Below are 17,405 nucleotides of genomic sequence, written 5' to 3'. Positions count from 1 at the left end.
CGGGATGCATTCCCACGCGAAGCGTGGGAACGATCAATCGAACCTTATAGTTTGGCTTTCACGGCCGGCAACGCATCCTTGCCGTCCACGGTCTTCACGCCCTCCAGCCATTTATCCAGCACCGCCGGGTTGGCTTTGATCCACGCTTTGGCCGCGTCGGCATTGCTGAGCTTTTTGTTCACCACCTCGGCCATGATGCTGTTCTCCATGTCCTGGGTAAAACTCAGGTTGGTGAGCAGTTTGCCGACGTTGGGGCAGGCCTGTGCATAACCTTTGCGGGTCAGTGTATAAACGCTGCCGGTGTCACCGAAGTACTTTTCACCGCCCTTCAGGTAATGCATTTTCAGCTGCACGTTCATCGGGTGTGGTGTCCAGCCGAGGAAGGTTACGAACTTCTGTTTCTTCACCGCGCGAGACACTTCGGCCAGCATCGCCTGCTCGCTGGATTCGATCAGCTTCCACTGGCCCAGGTCGAAGTCGTTCTTCTTGATGATCTCTTGCAGCGAAATGTTCGCCGGAGCGCCGGAGCCGATGCCATAAATTTTCTTGTCGAACTTGTCGGCGAATTTATTCAAGTCATTAAAGTTATGCACACCCGCGTCCCAAACGTAATCCGGGACCGCCAAGGTGAACTCGGTGCCGTCGAGGTTCTTCGCCAGTTGAGTCACGTCGCCGTTGGCCACGAACTTGTCGTAGAAGCCTTGTTGTGCCGGCATCCAGTTACCGAGGAAGACGTCCACCTGGCCATCCTTCAGACCGCCAAAGGTGATCGGCACCGCCAGCGTGTCGACCTTGGCCTTGTAGCCCATGCCGTCCAGCAGAAACCCGGTGATGGCGTTGGTTGCAGCGATGTCGCTCCAGCCAGGGTCGGCCATCTTCACCGTCTCGCAGCTTTGCTCGGCGTAGGCCGAGGCGCTGCCCAGAGCCAGAAGCCCGACTGTCAGTAATGTGGATAACTTTTGCATGGACGTCCCCTTAACATTATTGGTTTTGGCAGGGTTGTGGATAACGGGCTTTACGCTCCAGATCGTCGAGGTCGATGTGGTTGCGCATGTACTGCTGACTGGCGTCCACCAGCGGCTGGTGATCCCAGCTCTTGAGCTTGCCGATGGTCAGGGCGTCGGCGACGAAACGCCGGCGTCGCTGGCTGGCGAGCACCTGTTGGTGGATCGCCGGGATATTCCATTTGGCCCGTGCTTCGGCGAGAAAATCCTCGAATAGCTGACGATGTTGCGGCGAATGGCTGAGTTCTTCCTGTTCACGCGGATCGTTGTGTACGTCGAAGAGCAGGCAAGGGTCGTCTTCGCTGTAGATGAACTTGTAGGCGCCGCGACGAATCATCATCAACGGACTGATGGTGCCTTCGGCCATGTATTCGCCGAACACTTCGTCGTGACCGCCCTGCCCTTGCAGGTGCGAAACCAGCGAGCGGCCGTCCAGCGGCAGGCCTGGCTCCAATGAGCCGCCGGCCAATTCCACAAAGGTCGGCAGCAGGTCGGCGGTGGACACCGCCGCGCTGACCCGCCCGGCCCCGAATTGCCCCGGCGCACTGATCAGCAGCGGCACGCGGGCGGCCATTTCGTACCAGTGCATTTTGTACCAGAGCCCGCGCTCGCCGAGCATGTCGCCGTGGTCGCCGGAGAACACGATGATGGTGTCGTCGATCAACCCGGTATCCTCGAGTGTTTGCAGGAGTTTGCCGACGTTGCTATCGATATAGCTGCATGCACCGAAGTAGGCGCGTCGTGCGTCGCGAATCTTATCCACAGGCAGCGGCTTGTCCCAAAGATCATAGACTTTGAGCAGGCGCTTAGAGTGTGGATCGAGGTCTTGCTGACTGGGTGTTTCGGGTAATGGGATGTCGGCGTCGTCGTACAGATCCCAAAAAGCCTTGGGAATCGTGTACGGGTCGTGTGGGTGAGTCATCGACACGGTCAGGCAGAACGGCTGATCGCCATCCTCGCGGATGTGATCGAACAGGTATTGCTGGGCCTTGAACACCACCTCTTCGTCGAAATCCAGCTGATTAGTACGTACGCACGGCCCGGCTTGCAGGACCGACGACATGTTGTGGTACCAGGTCGGCCGCACGTCCGGCTCGTCCCAGTTCACCGCCCAACCGTAGTCGGCCGGGTAAATGTCACTGGTCAGGCGTTCTTCATAGCCGTGCAACTGATCCGGACCGCAGAAGTGCATCTTGCCCGATAGCGCGGTGCGGTAACCGAGGCGCCGCAGGTAGTGGGCATAGGTCGGTACGTCGGCGGGGAAATCGGCCGCGTTGTCGTAGGCGCCGATCTTGCTCGGCAACTGACCGCTAACCAACGTAAAACGCGACGGTGCGCAGAGCGGGCTATTGCAGTACGCGGCGTCGAATACCACGCCTTCGGCGGCGAGGCGACTCAGATTCGGCAGTTTGATGGGCGAAGGACCGTAGAACGGCAACATTGGCGCGGCCATTTGATCGGCCATGATGAAAAGAATATTTTTGCGCTTCATGTGATCGCGGCATTCCATAGTGGATATTTATGCGAGAGTGCTGTGATCGAGCATGCGACCCATTAAATTTGTGGTAAAGCCCATGCCAGGCAATGACTAGGATAAGCACAGCTTATGTATGACGCCCTCGGTGATTTGTCTCTGGATCTGCTGCGTGCCTTTGAAGCCGCGGCCCGGCAGCGCAGTTTCACTGCCGCTGCAGTGGAGCTCGGCACCACGCAACCGGCCATCAGTCAGCAGATCAAGCGCTTGGAAGAACAGCTCGCCACACGGTTGTTCGACCGCATTTATCGCGGTATCGAACTGACCGAGGCCGGAACCATTCTGTTTGAGCAAGTTCAGCTAGGTTTGCAGAATATCGACGCCGGATTGAGCGCAATCAGCGCACAGCAACAACACGAAGTGTTGCAGGTGGCCACCGACTTCGCCTTCGCCGCGTATTGGCTGATGCCGCGGCTGCACCGCTTCCATACCGCCAACCCTCAAGTGGACGTCAGCCTGGTCACCAGTGAGCGCAGCCACAACATGCTGCGCACCGATATCGATGTGGCGGTGCTGTTCGGCGATGGGCGGTTCAAGCAAGGCGAGAGCCACTGGCTGTTCAGCGAAGAAGTGTTTCCGGTGTGCAGCCCGCTGCTCTTGAAGGACCGTCCCCTGCCCTTGCCGGCTCAGTCATTGCTGGAGTTTCCGTTGTTGCACCTGCGGGGCGAACACAGCAGCAACTGGTTCGACTGGAGCGGTGTGTTTCGCGAGCTAGGGATTACATCGGCACCCGCGCCGGGGCAACTGCGCTTCGACAATTACACCTTGCTGATTCAGGCGGCGATTGGCGGTCAGGGCGTCGCGATCGGTTGGCGACACCTTGTGGATAACTTGCTGGCGCAAGGCCTATTGTGTCGGCCGATTGCCGACACGGTGATTTCCAGGCTGGGTTATTACGTGGTCCTGCCCCAGCGCAAACGGCGTGGGGCGTTGATTCAAACGTTTGTAGAGTGGTTGATGGCGGAACAGGCCAGCAGTGCGCAATCGCTTAATGGTCTTCCTTTGCCATCCATTGCGGTATGAGGGTTTTACGGTTCCGAAGTCGCGACAAAATTCACATGTTCCCCGACATGCAGATTCAGCCATAGCTCATCGGCAATCCCCACGGCAACGCGGTTCAACCGTTCCAGTGGTTCGGCCAAGCCGGGTTCCAGGCTCGTGCTGACGTGGCTGAAATGCTCAAGGGTCAGCCCGGGCACGCCGCGCGGGGCATTCACCAGGGTCCAGTGCAATGTGCTGCTTTGCAGGGCTTCGCGGATTTCTTCGGCGGCGTGGCGTTGCAGTTCGTCTTCTATCTCCGGATCGTCCAGCACCTCGAAATCGCCCACCACAAACAACCGCGCGATGCCCGCGGCCTGCATGCCGTCAATCAGTGCATCCACGGCCAGCACCTGCTCGACCGGGCCGGGCACGATGGATTTTTCGACGTGTTCGCTGTTCATCGGCAACCCCGGCGCATCCAGTAGGCAGATCACCGCCGAACAGCCGGCCACGCTTTGCTTGACCCGCTTGGCATCGAACAGGTTGCCGGTCTTGGTGCGCAATCCGGGGCGTGGCGCGAGTGCTGTCAGGTCATCGAGAATCGCGATCACTTCATGCTGACGCCGCAGCATCTCAGCCATCAGCGCACTGCCCAGGCTACTCATGGCACCATAAAGCACTACCTTGACTACCGGGGTTTCGGCATTTTTCATGGCTGTGCTCCGAACGTCCTGCCTATATAACGTAAGACCTGCGGGGAACGGTGTGGGTTCGACCAGGTTAAAAGGGGTTTCAGATGCAACCGATCAAGGGCTACCACGCCCATGTCTATTTCGACGCCAACACCCTCCCGCAGGCCCGGGCCTTGTGTGAGCAGGCCGCGCAATTGTTTCCACTGAAGATGGGCCGCGTGCATGAGCGCCCGGTCGGCCCGCACCCGGACTGGAGCTGCCAATTGGCTTTCGAGCCGCAATACATTGGTGAGGTGTTGCCGTGGCTGGCGCTCAATCGCAAGGGGTTGGTGGTGTTCCTGCACCCGGACACCGGCAACGATCTGCTCGATCACACCGAACATGCGATCTGGATGGGGGCGATCCGGCCGCTGGATCTGTCTGTTTTCTGATCAGAGTTGTTCTTCTGCCTCGCCAGGCAAATGTTCGTCCAGATGCAGCCAGGGCAACCGATTGTCCGTCCAGATATGCCGCTCGGCCGGCGCCTGCTCAGGGTGGTCGAGGGTGGCGATGGTCACATCGATGCTTTCGGGGCTGAGTTTGGTCACCAGCGCCAGCTGCGCCCCACAGTTGGGGCAGAAATACCGCGCGCAAGTGGATGAAGAGTCGTACCGGGTCGGCGTACCCACCACCCAGGCAAATGCCGAGGCAGGGACGGTGATCCAGGTGGTCACGATCCCGCCGCTGACCCGTCGGCAAATCGAGCAATGGCAGTGGGCGATGTCATGCAATGGCCCGCTGAACTGATAGCGAATTTGTCCGCAGTGGCAGCCGCCGGTGTGAAGTTCGCCCATGTTTTTTCCTCCTGAGCCCGTGTTTACGGACTCTAAACCCGGCCGACGACCGGTCGTACATTCGGTCAATGCTTTCATCCGCGAAAGCTGGCTGAAAGCTTCCCCCATTAGGATCGCCTCACTGCCGGCAACAGACCGGTTGGCCAACGCGAGTGTTTTATCGCTCGCCCGGTCCATTTAACAACAACAATGGTGATTCTGATGTCCGCTCCTGTCCGCCTCTTCGCCGCAACTCCGCCCGTACGTTTCGTGCCTCCCGTTCTGCGCTGACCCACCGGTTCGCCCATTCCCTAGCCACGCTACGCCTGGAGTATTCCCATGCTGACTTTCCTTGGCTTTGCCATGGTCATCACGTTCATGTTCCTGATCATGACCAAGCGCCTGTCCGCGCTGATCGCCCTGATCATCATCCCGATCATCTTCGCCCTGTTCGGCGGTTTCTCGCCGAAAATCGGCCCGATGATGCTCGAAGGCATCACCAAGCTCGCGCCGACCGGCGTGATGCTGATGTTCGCCATCCTTTACTTCGCCCTGATGATCGACTCCGGCCTGTTTGACCCGGCCGTGCGCAAGATCCTCAAACTGGTCAAGGGCGACCCGTTGAAAGTGTCGGTCGGTACCGCCGTGCTGGCTTTGATCGTGTCCATGGACGGTGATGGCGCCACCACTTACATGATCTGCGTGGCCGCCATGCTGCCGCTCTACAGCCGCATCGGCATGAGCCCGCGAATTATGGCCGGTCTGATCATCCTCGCCGGTGGCGTGATGAACATGACCCCTTGGGGCGGTCCGACTGCTCGTGCAGCCAGTGCGCTGCATGTGGACCCGTCCGCGATCTTCGTACCGATGATTCCGGCGATGCTGGCCGGTGTGGTGGCGATTCTGGCGATTGCCTACTTTTACGGTAAACGCGAGCGTGCACGTCTGGGTGAGTTGCATTTGGTCGGTGATGAAATCGACCACAGCGAAATCAGCGTTTCGCAGTTCCCGGACGCCCGTCGTCCAAAGCTGATCTGGTTCAACGGCGCGCTGACCCTGGCACTGATGGGCACCTTGATCGCCGGCCTGTTGCCGCTGCCGGTATTGTTCATGGTGGCGTTCAGTATCGCGATGATCGTCAACTACCCTTGCCTGCAACAGCAGAAGGACCGCGTTGCGGCCCACGCCGGTAGCGTGCTGGCGGTGGTCGGTTTGATCTTTGCCGCGGGTATCTTCACCGGTATCCTGACGGGCACTGGCATGGTCGACGCCATGTCCAAGAGCTTGCTGGCAGTCATCCCGGATTTCCTCGGCCCGTACCTGGCCGTGATCACCGCGCTGGTGAGCATGCCGTTCACGTTCTTCATGTCGAACGATGCATTTTATTACGGCGTGTTACCAGTGCTTGCCGAAGCCGCCAGTCATTACGGTATAACCGCGGTAGAAATGGCACGTGCCTCGATCGTCGGTCAGCCCGTCCACTTGTTGAGCCCGCTGGTACCATCGACCTACCTGTTGGTGGCCCTGGCCGGTATCGAGTTCGGTGACCATCAGCGGTTCACCTTGAAGTGGGCAGTGCTGGTTTGCCTGTGCATACTGGTCGCTGCATTGCTGATGGGGATTTTTCCGCTGTTCAGCACGCTATAAGCCCAAGACTCACCATAAGGGGTCCAGGCTTTGTTTGAAGCCTGGGCCCTTTGTGGTTTAAACACTCGCTCAAAGGAATACACATGGAATGGCTGACCAACCCTGAAATCTGGGTTGCCTTCTTCACCCTGACTGCCCTGGAGATCGTCCTGGGCATCGACAACATCATCATGATCTCGATCCTGGTCAGCCGCATGCCCAAGCACATGCAGGCGCGCACCCGGATATTCGGCCTGGCGCTGGCCATGATCACGCGGATCCTGTTGCTGCTGTCGATCACCTGGGTCATGCGCCTCACCGCAGACCTGTTCGTACTGTTCGGCCAGGGTATTTCCGGGCGTGACCTGATCCTGTTCTTCGGTGGTCTGTTCCTGCTGTGGAAGAGCTCGCAAGAGATGTACCACGCGCTGGAAGGCGAGGATGAAACCAGCGACGAGCCAGGTGGCAAGGGCGGCAACTTCCTCTACACCATTGTTCAGATCGCGATCATCGACATTGTGTTCTCGCTGGACTCTGTCATCACTGCCGTTGGTATGGTGTCCCACGTACCGGTCATGGTCGCGGCAATCATCGTTGCTGTGCTGGTGATGATGTGGGCTTCTGGCACCATCAGCGAGTTCATCGACAGGCACCCGTCACTGAAAATGCTGGCGCTGTCTTTCCTGTTGATCGTCGGTACCGTGCTGATTGCCGAGTCCTTTGATGTGCATGTGCCCAAAGGCTACGTCTACTTCGCCATGGCGTTCTCGCTGGCAGTGGAAGCAATCAACATCAGGATGCGCACAGCGATTGCGAAAAAACGTACACAGCAAGAGCCAGTGAAACTGCGCAAGGATATTCCGGGCCAATAACCCGAACACCCTGCCATGACAAAGGGGCCTTCGGGCCTAATGCCGATCAGTTAAGCCCTCTCGCTTGACCTTTGGCCGCAAGAAATCAAAATCCGATGCCTGTACTGGCATCGGATTTTTTTATGCGTCTCGCTCGGGCACTGGAACTGACCCACAACTTTGCTTCCACTCCAAACTCAATCGAAGGACTGGATTCCTTGCTCAATCCTTCATTGGTCGACAGCCCTCGAACAGGCCGGCGTAGCGACGTTGTGCAAACGCCGTCTACCGCTGCAAATGATGCCCTGGTGTGTGAGGCCTGACACCGCCGAAATCGAGCGCGCTACTACTCGGCCAGCAACCAGAACGGCGACACCGGTGTTCCTCAGGTACACATCGTCTGCCAAATGGAATTAACCAGTCATTTGCTGATCGGCAGTGCTTTTGAAGATGAAACAGACGCTGCTCAACAGCAGCTATACGTTGCGTAGCAAAACGTCCGAGATGATCGAGCAGGAACTGTGGGGCGTGTAGCCGGGCAATAACTTATTGCGCTACCAGATGGTGGAAATGAGCCGCCACTGTCCAGGTATTTATCCGTGCGAAATGAGCTTTAGCGCCTGTACCTGGGCGATTTTAGGGTTTATCAACAGTGTTTCGGCCGACCGCTCCGGGAACATCCCCAAGTACCTGGCCGAGCTGCATGCCTCAGCCCCGCACTATGTCCTGCCTCACCGACGAGAGGAGCGCATTTATCCCCGGGCCATCCGGCTGAAATCCCGAAGTATCCGATCAAAAATAAAAATGCCAGTCAGCTTAACTGACTGGCATCACGCCAAGCGCCCGCTTCTGGTTAATTGTCTAACCCTGAAACAATCGTAAACCTATCTCTAGACTAGACAGAATCAAATCACCAGCATCAGGGAATCGGACGTCTTCCAAACAATAGATATTGCTTATCGCCCCCTAAAGGTGACAGCCGTTTAGCAATATCAATCCAAAGTATATTTTCCCTCTACCATAAATATAGGTTCTCTCCAGTTAGGGCCCCGCCTAATTCCGGTTCCACTCAATTTTATAAATCCGGCGTCACGCATTTTCCAAACGAGATGCAATAATCCCATGTTGTCCTTCACATGCGCCCAGTTAGCCCGATTATAAAGCCCATCAAGCCGAGGAAGAGAGATACCTAGTTCATTTTTGGTAAGAAATAGAATTACCTCTTCAGGTTTCTCGTTGAGCACGATGGTTGTTATGACACTCATTGCTTTGCCCCTCCCAATTGTTTGTATTCTCTATCTGTCTGCTTGTTATCTGCCTCTATAGCTTCAGGCGTGTAGAGCAACTCAAATTCACCCTTTAGTTTGTAGTCTTCTAGTGTCGCGGCATGAGTATTATTCCAAATGACACCTTCATCCTTCGGATTTACGCCGTCAGCCACCCCTAATGCTCTGAAACGTTCAAGCTCTCTGAGTTCATGAGTATAGAAACGCTTGTCGATAGCCGTAGGTATCAATTCACCCCGCAGAATTTTTTCCAATCGGTCAACCATGATGGCATTGGCGTCCGAAGGGTCGAAGCGACCCGTATGCAATTTAACAAGGTCAATGCCCGCTTGAGTCACGGTAGCATTGGTCCAATCCAGATCCAGGATTGGGCCTCCAGCTTTGGCAGGATTGAAAAATCGACCGCTGTACTTTCCTCTCGTGGTAGCCCCTTCATAAGGGCTATTGAAAACAACGTAAATCGGCGGCAAGCCGCTGTTGATCGGAAAGCAGTAAATACAATCCCTGAAGTCCGATGACTCGAACGCAGGCAATGGTTCGGGCTGCACGAGTAGTGGCAACAGCTCAACACCAGTGTAATGCGGTACTTCCACGGGTCTAGCAGGTGAAGTTGTCGAACTGTTATCCCAGTGGATAATGGGAGAACCGAGGGTGATGGGCGGTGTGTCGGCGGAGGTGAAACTGTAGCTGTTAGTCTTCTGGTCGAACTCCAGCGCCCGAACTGGCACCGCTGGCGAAATGCTCCCTCCCGACGGTGTTGCAACGAGTGTGTATTGGCCAAGGTCACCATAAATCCGATAGGGAAGATCGATGGTTCCTTCGACAGCGGCGATTTCATTCAGGTTAGTCGGTGCATCTGGCAAGACTGCACTGCCAGATAGTTTGAGAACCGTTTGAGGATAACGCTCGCCGTTACCCAGAGCGGGTGAATAGAGCAAAGTCCCGATCCCAATCGCCGTCGCTCGACTGAGAAGTGCTTCTCCCAAACCTGTCAACAACAGAATGCCTTTACGGATTGCTGCCTCGAAGGTCCAACCGTCCGCGTTTTGGAGAGTAGCGGCACCCGCCACAGTTACCAGCTGTGCGGATTGACTAAGGGTTAAATTGAAGCTGTAGGCAGTTTCACCTCTAGCCAAGGCAGAATGGATTTCAGCATCTGTAGATAGAGATGCGTCGTCTAAAATGGGAACAGCCTCGACAAGTATTCGTTTAACGTAGGCGGCTGTCAGAGATATCAGGAAGCTTTCATAAAGGCCTAGGCGTTCTGCATCGTGTTCTACTGAATCCACATAAGCCGCGAAGAGCTCGGCACTTTCCATACTGTCTAACGATAATGCATCTATGCCAAAAAATGCATCCGCTTCATACCAGCTCCTATTCAATCTAATTCGCTGCAGGAGCTCGACAATAATAAATTTCTTTTTTAAGGCGCCTTCCAGCTTATTGAATGGGGGGGTATCAACAGCTGAACTTATTCGCCCCTCTATTTCATTTCGCACACCAGCCGGGCTATTCGAAAAAGCACTTCCTATCTGATCGTGCACCGAAAGTGCTATAGCTACCAACTTTGAATATGCGTCGCGCTCTTTATCGACAGTTTCAATACGGTGAGCCACAGTAACCGTCGGAAGCGCTCCATCCCAATTTAGAGCACTGTCAAAGTTTGACCTCTGCTCAGCCTATGGTCACTGAAGGTGGTTCGGATCGTCTGATCGAAAGCCGTGTGGCTGAAGGTGGCGCTGATCGCCTGCTTGAAAAACGAGCTGTTGCTGCTGATGGTTCGGATCGTTTGCAAGGCAACGAAGTCGCTGCCGATGGCTCCGACCGTCTGCAAGGCAACACCGTCGCCTGAAGCATTCGCTTCCCCGCTCTACCCCGCAAAAGCCCGGCCTGACCATACATTTCGTGGGTGTTTAATTAGTACTCACAACCACCGACCATTTCTTGCGTTGGAGAAGGATGCTTCCCAAGCACAAAACGGATCGGGCTGATGTTCATGGCGCGCGTCAAGGTTTGAAACATCGGATTAAAACTCAGCTGATAGGACTATTGCCTATCAGTTAAGCCCTAAAGCAATAGGTGGCAGCTGACGAAGCCTGCGTTCGGTTGTGCAGCAAACTGTTTCTGTGACAGTTTTGTTTCAATCGTTTCTTTAGCTATGCGATGCTGGCGTCCAGACCGTTAGCCAACTACAGCTTAAGTACAGAACGTAGAAAAACGCGCGGCACCGTCAACTTGCCCCACTGGGGCGCTACCACCACAGGGGGCCTGTATGCTCACCCTGCTCAATCTGTTATCGGCCGTGGCCTTGTTGATCTGGGGCACGCACATCGTCCGAACCGGCATCCTGCGTGTCTACGGTTCCAACCTGCGCCACGTGATCGCCCAGAACATGTCCAGGCGCTGGCTGGCGTTTGTCGCCGGGATCATGGTGACCGCCATGGTCCAGAGCAGCAACGCCACCGCCATGCTCGTCACTTCTTTTGTCGGTCAGGGCCTGATGGTGCTGACACCGGCCCTGGCGACCATGCTCGGTGCCGACGTCGGTACGGCACTGATGGCACGGGTGCTGACCCTCGACCTGTCGTGGTTGTCGCCGTTGCTGATTTTCCTTGGGGTGATTTTCTTTCTGTCGCGCAAGCAGACCCGGGTCGGGCAGATGGGCCGGGTCGGTATCGGTCTGGGCCTGATCATTCTGGCGCTGCAACTGATCGTCGAGGCCGCCACGCCGATCACGCATGCTCAGGGGGTGAAGGTCATTTTCGCCTCCCTGACCGGCGATATCCTGCTCGATGCCCTGGTCGGCGCGCTGTTCGCGATGATTTCCTACTCCAGCCTCGCCGCCGTGTTGCTGACCGCGACCCTCGCCGGTGCCAGTGTGATCAGTCTGCCAGTGGCCATCGGCCTGGTGATCGGCGCCAACATTGGCAGCGGCGTTCTCGCCTTCCTCAGCACCAGCATGCAGAACGCGGCCGGTCGTCAGGTGGCGCTTGGCAGCCTGTTGTACAAACTGATCGGTCTGCTGCTGATCATTCCGGTGCTCGATCCACTGGCGCACTGGATCGACAGCTTCGACTTCAGTGCTCAGGAAATGGTCATCGGCTTCCACCTGCTCTACAACACCACGCGCTGCCTGATCCTGTTGCCCAGCGTCGGGCTGATGGCCAGGCTCTGTGCATGGCTGCTGCCGGAGCGACCAGACATCAACGGCACGGCCAAACCGCGGCATCTTGACCCGACGGCATTGGTCACCCCCAGCCTGGCGCTGGCCAATGCCGCCCGGGAAACCCTGCGCATCGGCGATCTGGTCGACAGCATGCTCGAAGCCATGCTCGCCGTGCTACGTGGCAAACAGACTGCCGTCACCCAGGAAATCCGTCGCTTGACCGATGATGTCGAAGCGCTCTACAGCGCCATCAAACTCTATCTGGCGCAAATGCCCCGGGAAGACCTCAGCGAACAGGACAGCCGGCGTTGGGCGGAAACCATCGAGCTGGCGATCAACCTGAAACTGGCCAGCGACCTGATCGAACGCATGCTGCGCAAGGTCCAGGAGCAGAAAACCTCGCAACGGCGGTCGTTCTCCGAGGTCGGTCTGGAGGAGTTGGCGGGGCTGCATAGCCAACTGATTGCCAACCTGCGCCTGGGGTTGTCGGTATTCCTCAGTTCCGACCCGGAAAGTGCTCGCCAGTTGCTGCGTGAGAAACGTCGCTTTCGCGCACAGGAACGCCGCCTGGCCCACGCTCATGTCAGTCGTTTGCACCGTAAGATTGTGCAAAGCATCGAGACCAGTTCGCTGCATCTGGAGCTGATCGCTGACATGAGGCGCCTCAATTCGCTGTTTTGCGGCAGTGCCTATGCGGTGTTGGGCACTTCGGATACCGGCGCTCTGGCGGTCGACGATGTAGCTGACATCACTCATTCACCCTGAACGTCCACAGTTGCCTGAAGTCTGTTGTACTTACGCTGGTCGTACGGAAACTCGTTATGCGTTGTCTGTTGTTCGCTTGTCTGTTGCTCGGCGCCCTGCCTTCATTTGCCCTGGATCGCTTTCACGTCGAGGGCTATACGCTGCCCAACGGCCTGCAATTGGTCCTCAAGCCGGGCTCCGAGCGTGGGCATGTGGCGATCCGGTTGGTGGTTGGCGTGGGTCTGGATGATTTCAGTTGCGCCGACAAGGAGCTGCCGCATCTGCTCGAACACTTGCTGTTCAGCGGCATCGACGCCACCGGTGAAGGCGGTCTGGAAGAGCGCATGCAGGCTCTGGGTGGTGAGTGGAATGCCTACACCAGCAACGCCGACACGACCTTCGTCATCGAGGCCCCGGCAAAAAACCAGCGCAAGGTTCTCGATCTATTGTTGGCGCTGCTGACCCAGACCCGTATCGACGACAACGCTATCAACGTCGCCAAGCAAGTGGTCGAGCGCGAAGACGGCGGCCATTATTCGCACTTGCAACGTTGGCTGGATCGCCAGGACCTGGGCCACACCGCCAGTAATCAGTTGGCGGTGGAACTGGGCCTCAAATGCCCCGAGCGCGCACAAGTCGATCACCTGACCCGAGAGCAACTGGATAAGGTGCGCAAGGCCTGGTACGCGCCCAACAACATGACCCTGATCGTGGTCGGCGAGCTCGATCGCCTGCTGCCGGCTTATCTGGAACGGGCTTATGGCGCGCTCGTAGCGGTTGAGCCGACGGAGCACCTGCCCCTGCCGCAAATCCAGGCCAGCGCGGCCCACGAGCGCACGCTGAGCCACGGTTTCGTCGGTGGCGGTGCCAAGTTGCACTGGCTGGTGCCGGAACCGGCGCTGGAAGACCAGCACGATGAAGCCTTCGACGTACTCAAGGACTATCTGGACTGGGCGCTCTATCGCCAATTGCGCCTGGCCCATGGGCTGTCCTACGGTCCCTCGGCCGAGCGCGAGGTGTTTGGCGGGGTGGGCTTCATGAGCCTGAACGCCGACCTTGAACGCGAGGACGTGCCTGCGGCAGAACAGGTGCTGGATGAGCTCAAGGCCAATCTGCTCAAGAACGGCCTCGACGCCACCACCTTCGCCCGCCTCAAGCAGGCCGCCATCGCTCGCCAGACCTGGGCCGTGCAAGGCAACAGCGCGCTGGCGGATTACTACTGGAGCGCCCTTGGGGACTACGAGGACGGCCATTTCACCAACCCGGCCGAGGCGCTGCAAGAAGTGACGCTGGCCGAGGCGAACAAGGCGATGCGTGCGTTGTTGTTGCAGCCGGGGTATTTGCGGATCGAGAAGCCGTTGATGAGCTATGACCAGTTGATGTGGGCGATTGCCGGGGTGCTGGGGCTTATCGTGTTGATGTTGCTGGGTTGGCGCCTACGCCACAGAACCCTGTAGCAGCTGCCGAAGGCTGCGTTCGGCTGCGAAGCAGTCGTAAACCATTCACCTCGGTCCGTCAGGTACATGTGACATTACGGATTTGCGACTGCTGCGCAGCCGAACGCAGGCTGCGCCAGCTGCTACAAAAAAACTCGCAATCGGACTACGGCCCTCGCCACACCGTGCGGCCAACGGTACCCTGTCGGGGATTTTTCCCACGACTATTGTGAATCGCCGAATGCCGACTCTGACCCTCTACGTACAGCGCATCCTGGAATTGATGAAGCGCTATCCCGGGGTCATCGCGCTCGGCGGTTTCATTTCCGGGGTCGGCAGTTTCATGCTGGTGGATCGCCAACAGGGTCTGGCGAGCTGGATCACCACCATCATGCTGGTCAGCTGGGTCTGGCTGATGCTGGAAAACAGCCTCACCCAGTTGTTCGCCAAGGTCTTCAAACGCGAAATACCCCAGCCCCTGCTGCGTTACGCGACGCAGATGATCCATCAGGAAAGCCTGTTCTTCGTCCTGCCGTTCTTTTTCATCACCACCACCTGGAACAGCGGCCAACTGTTGTTCACGGGGTTGTTGAGCATGGCGGCGCTGATTTCAATCATCGACCCGCTCTACTACAAGTGGCTGGCGCCGCGCCGTTGGGCGTTTCTGGCGCTGCACACTCTGACCCTGTTCGCGGCCCTGCTGACCGCCCTGCCCGTCATCCTGCACCTGACCACCGCCCAGAGCTTCAAACTGGCGCTGGGCATCGCGATGTTGCTGTCATTCCCGAGCCTGGCGTCGATCTTCCCGATTCGGACCGTGCGCAATGCGTTGGCGATCCTCAGCATCACCGTGGGCATCGGCGCTGTCGGTTGGGTGCTGCGTTCCTGGGTTCCGCCGGCCACCCTGTGGATGACTGATGTGGCAATCAGCACCCAAATGCAGGACCGTACCCCCGGCAAGAGTCTGGAAGAGGTCAACGCCGAGCAGATTCGTGGCGACGGTTTGTACGCCTACACCGCGATCAACGCCCCGCGAGGCCTGGACGAGCGGATTTATCACGTGTGGATGTTCAACGGTAAAGAGGTCGACCGAATCCCGCTGGATATCCACGGCGGGCGCAAGGAAGGCTACCGCGCCTGGACCCACAAGCAGAACTTCCCCGGTAACCCCGGGGGCAAATGGCAGGTCCGGGTACTGACCGAAGACGGCCAGGTGATCGGCGTGCTGCGCTTCAAGATCACAGACAGCACACCCGTCAAAGATAAGTAACGCGGTTCGTGCTATTAATCGGGTCTGCGCAATTGCCGAACAAGCAGGAGCTTATGACCAGCAGCACAACGCCCGGCAGTGCCCGACTGGACACCTCACACATCCCAGCCCTGCTGCGGGTCACGGGTGACTGGACGCTCGCCCATTACGCCGATCTCAGCCACCTGAGCGCAAAGCTCCGTGGCCAATACGACAACAACACCCCCATCGACCTCAACGGCCTCGGAGCCCTGGACACGGCGGGTGCATCGCTGCTGGTGGAGTTGCTGGGTTCCGAGCGTCTGGGCAAGTTCGCCGAACACCCTGATTGCACCCTTTCCTCCGCCGATCGCGCCTTGCTGCAGACGGTGTACTGCTCACTGACCGATTTCTGCGTGCCGATCAAAGAGCCGGAAATCAGTGTCGGCATTCAACTGCTGACCCGTATCGGCCGCGCGGTCGATGCGGTCTGGCAGGACACCCTGCAGGTGCTGGGTTTCGTCGGCCTGATCCTGGAAACCATCGCACGCGGACTGCTGCGCCCCAAACGCTGGCGCCTCACGCCGATGGTCGCCCACATCGAGCAGACCGGCCTCGATGCCGCCCCCATCGTCGCCCTGCTGACTTTTATGGTGGGCGCCGTGGTAGCGTTTCTCGGCGCGACCGTGCTGGCGAGCTTCGGCGCGAGCATTTTTACCGTGGACCTGGTGGCGTTCTCTTTTCTGCGGGAGTTCGGCGTGTTGCTCACCGCGATCCTGATGGCCGGCCGCACCGCCAGCGCATTCACCGCGCAGATCGGTTCGATGAAGGCCAACGAAGAAATCGACGCGATCCGCACCCTCGGCCTCGACCCGATGGAGTTGCTGGTGGTGCCGCGAGTATTGGCATTGCTGGTGGCACTGCCGATGCTGACCTTTCTGGCGATGGTGTCGGGGATTGTCGGCGGTGGCGTGGTGTGTGCGTTGTCGCTGGATATCTCGCCGGCGATGTTCCTGTCGCTGCTGCAATCGGACATTGGCGTTCAGCACTTCCTGGTGGGGATCGTCAAAGCGCCGATATTTGCGTTCCTGATCGCCGCCATTGGTTGCCTTGAAGGCTTCAAAGTCAGCGGCAGTGCCGAGTCCGTCGGCGCGCACACCACGTCGAGTGTGGTGCAATCAATCTTCGTGGTGATCGTGCTCGACGCCATGGCCGCGTTGTTTTTCATGGAGATGGGCTGGTGAGTCGTCTACCCCGAGCGCCCTCCGAGGCGGTGATTGAGGTTCGCGGGTTGTGCAACCGCTTTGGTCGCCAGAGCGTGCACGAGAACCTCGACCTGGACTTGTACAAGGGCGAAATCCTCGCCGTGGTCGGTGGTTCCGGCAGCGGCAAATCGGTGTTGTTGCGCAGCATCGTCGGCTTGCGCCAGCCCAGCGAAGGGCTGGTGAAGGTCTTCGGCAAGAACTTGCCGAGCCTGTCGGAGCACGAGCGTTCGCTGGTCGAGCGACGGTTCGGTGTGTTGTTCCAGAAAGGCGCCCTGTTCTCTTCGCTGACCGTGACCGAGAACGTCGCCCTGCCCCTGATCGAACACGCCGGCCTGAGCCGTACCGACGCCGAGCATCTGGCGGCGGTGAAACTGGCGTTGGCCGGGCTGCCGTTGTCGGCGGCCGACAAGTACCCTGCTTCGCTGTCCGGCGGCATGATCAAACGCGCCGCTCTGGCCCGGGCGCTGGCACTGGACCCGGACATCCTGTTTCTTGACGAACCCACCGCCGGCCTCGACCCGATTGGCGCGGCGGCGTTCGATCAATTGATCCTGACCCTGCGCGATGCGTTGGGTTTGAGTGTGTTTCTGGTGACCCACGACCTCGACACGCTCTACACCATCACCGACCGGGTGGCGGTGCTGGCGCAGAAGAAAGTGTTGGTGGCGGATGCCATCGATAAGGTGTCGGAAACCGATGATGCGTGGATTCACGAATACTTCCATGGCCCTCGTGGCCGCGCGGCGCTGACGGCCGCTAACCAGCTTAATGAGGTCTGAC

Annotated in this window: 15 protein-coding genes; 10 read left to right on the top strand and 5 right to left on the bottom strand. The window is 58.1% G+C overall.

Annotated elements, in window-relative coordinates:
• Nucleotides 1-44: 44 nt before the first annotated feature.
• Nucleotides 45-965, bottom strand: a complete 921-nt coding sequence (gene choX / locus HCU66_RS13560) for a choline ABC transporter substrate-binding protein (protein ID WP_205888968.1) — start codon at nt 963-965, stop codon at nt 45-47.
• A gap of 16 nt (nt 966-981) precedes the next feature.
• Nucleotides 982-2,496 carry a choline-sulfatase gene (betC, locus tag HCU66_RS13555; protein ID WP_205888967.1) on the bottom strand — a complete coding sequence of 505 codons (1,515 nt, stop codon included), beginning with the start codon at nt 2,494-2,496 and terminating at the stop codon, nt 982-984.
• Nucleotides 2,497-2,610: 114 nt separating this feature from the next.
• On the opposite strand from betC, the gene HCU66_RS13550 reads away from it, so the two are divergent.
• Nucleotides 2,611-3,561, top strand: coding sequence for a choline sulfate utilization transcriptional regulator (locus tag HCU66_RS13550; RefSeq protein ID WP_205888966.1), 951 nt, complete (start codon nt 2,611-2,613; stop codon nt 3,559-3,561).
• Nucleotides 3,562-3,566: 5 nt separating this feature from the next.
• Here HCU66_RS13550 and HCU66_RS13545 read toward each other — a convergent pair whose 3' ends face one another.
• Nucleotides 3,567-4,232, bottom strand: coding sequence for an NAD(P)-dependent oxidoreductase (locus tag HCU66_RS13545; RefSeq protein ID WP_205888965.1), 666 nt, complete (start codon nt 4,230-4,232; stop codon nt 3,567-3,569).
• 83 nt (nt 4,233-4,315) lie between these two features.
• Here HCU66_RS13545 and HCU66_RS13540 point away from each other — a divergent pair, with 83 nt between their 5' ends.
• Complete coding sequence (locus HCU66_RS13540; RefSeq protein WP_205888964.1) at nt 4,316-4,642, top strand: DOPA 4,5-dioxygenase family protein; 327 nt, start codon at nt 4,316-4,318, stop codon at nt 4,640-4,642.
• Here the strand turns inward: HCU66_RS13540 and HCU66_RS13535 are convergent, their stop codons facing one another.
• Complete coding sequence (locus HCU66_RS13535) at nt 4,643-5,044, bottom strand: GFA family protein (protein WP_205888963.1); 402 nt, start codon at nt 5,042-5,044, stop codon at nt 4,643-4,645. It abuts the gene before it with no gap.
• 318 nt (nt 5,045-5,362) lie between these two features.
• Here HCU66_RS13535 and HCU66_RS13530 point away from each other — a divergent pair, with 318 nt between their 5' ends.
• Together HCU66_RS13530 and HCU66_RS13525 are read left to right on the top strand one after the other, a co-directional pair.
• Nucleotides 5,363-6,670, top strand: coding sequence for a CitMHS family transporter (locus HCU66_RS13530; protein WP_205888962.1), 1,308 nt, complete (start codon nt 5,363-5,365; stop codon nt 6,668-6,670).
• A gap of 83 nt (nt 6,671-6,753) precedes the next feature.
• On the top strand, nt 6,754-7,521 hold the full coding sequence (locus HCU66_RS13525; RefSeq protein ID WP_205888961.1) for a TerC family protein: 768 nt from the start codon (nt 6,754-6,756) through the stop codon (nt 7,519-7,521).
• A 1,240-nt stretch (nt 7,522-8,761) separates the two neighbouring features.
• On the opposite strand, the gene HCU66_RS13520 is transcribed toward HCU66_RS13525, so the two are convergent.
• Nucleotides 8,762-10,402: an S-type pyocin domain-containing protein gene (locus HCU66_RS13520; RefSeq protein WP_205888960.1), complete on the bottom strand. Its 1,641-nt coding sequence runs from the start codon at nt 10,400-10,402 to the stop codon at nt 8,762-8,764.
• 65 nt (nt 10,403-10,467) lie between these two features.
• Here HCU66_RS13520 and HCU66_RS13515 point away from each other — a divergent pair, with 65 nt between their 5' ends.
• The 6 genes from HCU66_RS13515 (at nt 10,468) to HCU66_RS13490 (ending at nt 17,404) form a co-directional block, all read left to right on the top strand.
• On the top strand, nt 10,468-10,638 hold the full coding sequence (locus HCU66_RS13515; protein WP_241015479.1) for a hypothetical protein: 171 nt from the start codon (nt 10,468-10,470) through the stop codon (nt 10,636-10,638).
• 420 nt (nt 10,639-11,058) lie between these two features.
• A complete protein-coding gene (locus tag HCU66_RS13510) occupies nt 11,059-12,717 on the top strand; it encodes a Na/Pi cotransporter family protein (protein ID WP_205888958.1) in 1,659 nt (552 codons plus the stop codon).
• 56 nt (nt 12,718-12,773) lie between these two features.
• On the top strand, nt 12,774-14,153 hold the full coding sequence (locus HCU66_RS13505; RefSeq protein WP_205888957.1) for a M16 family metallopeptidase: 1,380 nt from the start codon (nt 12,774-12,776) through the stop codon (nt 14,151-14,153).
• 220 nt (nt 14,154-14,373) lie between these two features.
• Entirely contained in the window at nt 14,374-15,402 is a 1,029-nt protein-coding gene (locus HCU66_RS13500; protein WP_205888956.1) for a DUF5924 family protein, read from the top strand.
• A 53-nt stretch (nt 15,403-15,455) separates the two neighbouring features.
• Nucleotides 15,456-16,604 carry an MlaE family ABC transporter permease gene (locus HCU66_RS13495; RefSeq protein WP_205888955.1) on the top strand — a complete coding sequence of 383 codons (1,149 nt, stop codon included), beginning with the start codon at nt 15,456-15,458 and terminating at the stop codon, nt 16,602-16,604.
• On the top strand, nt 16,601-17,404 hold the full coding sequence (locus HCU66_RS13490) for an ABC transporter ATP-binding protein (RefSeq protein ID WP_018927288.1): 804 nt from the start codon (nt 16,601-16,603) through the stop codon (nt 17,402-17,404). The genes HCU66_RS13495 and HCU66_RS13490 overlap by 4 nt, the downstream gene beginning before the upstream one ends.
• The last annotated feature ends 1 nt before the right edge of the window (nt 17,405 follow it).

The organism is Pseudomonas frederiksbergensis (assembly GCF_017114915.1).
In the GTDB taxonomy this organism is placed as follows: domain Bacteria; phylum Pseudomonadota; class Gammaproteobacteria; order Pseudomonadales; family Pseudomonadaceae; genus Aquipseudomonas; species Aquipseudomonas frederiksbergensis_I.
The sequence above is the reverse complement of the archived record's forward strand: the minus strand, read 5'-3'. Positions and strand labels throughout refer to the sequence as shown.

Bases quoted from the DNA above. Each gene is read 5' to 3' on its own strand.
- HCU66_RS13515 (WP_241015479.1), top strand. From the start codon at position 10,468: ATGGTCACTGAAGGTGGTTCGGATCGTCTGATCGAAAGCCGTGTGGCT.
- choX (WP_205888968.1), bottom strand. From the start codon at position 965: ATGCAAAAGTTATCCACATTACTGACAGTCGGGCTTCTGGCTCTGGGC.
- HCU66_RS13505 (WP_205888957.1), top strand. From the start codon at position 12,774: ATGCGTTGTCTGTTGTTCGCTTGTCTGTTGCTCGGCGCCCTGCCTTCA.
- HCU66_RS13525 (WP_205888961.1), top strand. From the start codon at position 6,754: ATGGAATGGCTGACCAACCCTGAAATCTGGGTTGCCTTCTTCACCCTG.
- HCU66_RS13545 (WP_205888965.1), bottom strand. From the start codon at position 4,232: ATGAAAAATGCCGAAACCCCGGTAGTCAAGGTAGTGCTTTATGGTGCC.
- HCU66_RS13550 (WP_205888966.1), top strand. From the start codon at position 2,611: ATGTATGACGCCCTCGGTGATTTGTCTCTGGATCTGCTGCGTGCCTTT.
- HCU66_RS13510 (WP_205888958.1), top strand. From the start codon at position 11,059: ATGCTCACCCTGCTCAATCTGTTATCGGCCGTGGCCTTGTTGATCTGG.
- HCU66_RS13530 (WP_205888962.1), top strand. From the start codon at position 5,363: ATGCTGACTTTCCTTGGCTTTGCCATGGTCATCACGTTCATGTTCCTG.
- HCU66_RS13540 (WP_205888964.1), top strand. From the start codon at position 4,316: ATGCAACCGATCAAGGGCTACCACGCCCATGTCTATTTCGACGCCAAC.
- HCU66_RS13535 (WP_205888963.1), bottom strand. From the start codon at position 5,044: ATGGGCGAACTTCACACCGGCGGCTGCCACTGCGGACAAATTCGCTAT.
- HCU66_RS13500 (WP_205888956.1), top strand. From the start codon at position 14,374: ATGCCGACTCTGACCCTCTACGTACAGCGCATCCTGGAATTGATGAAG.
- HCU66_RS13495 (WP_205888955.1), top strand. From the start codon at position 15,456: ATGACCAGCAGCACAACGCCCGGCAGTGCCCGACTGGACACCTCACAC.
- betC (WP_205888967.1), bottom strand. From the start codon at position 2,496: ATGAAGCGCAAAAATATTCTTTTCATCATGGCCGATCAAATGGCCGCG.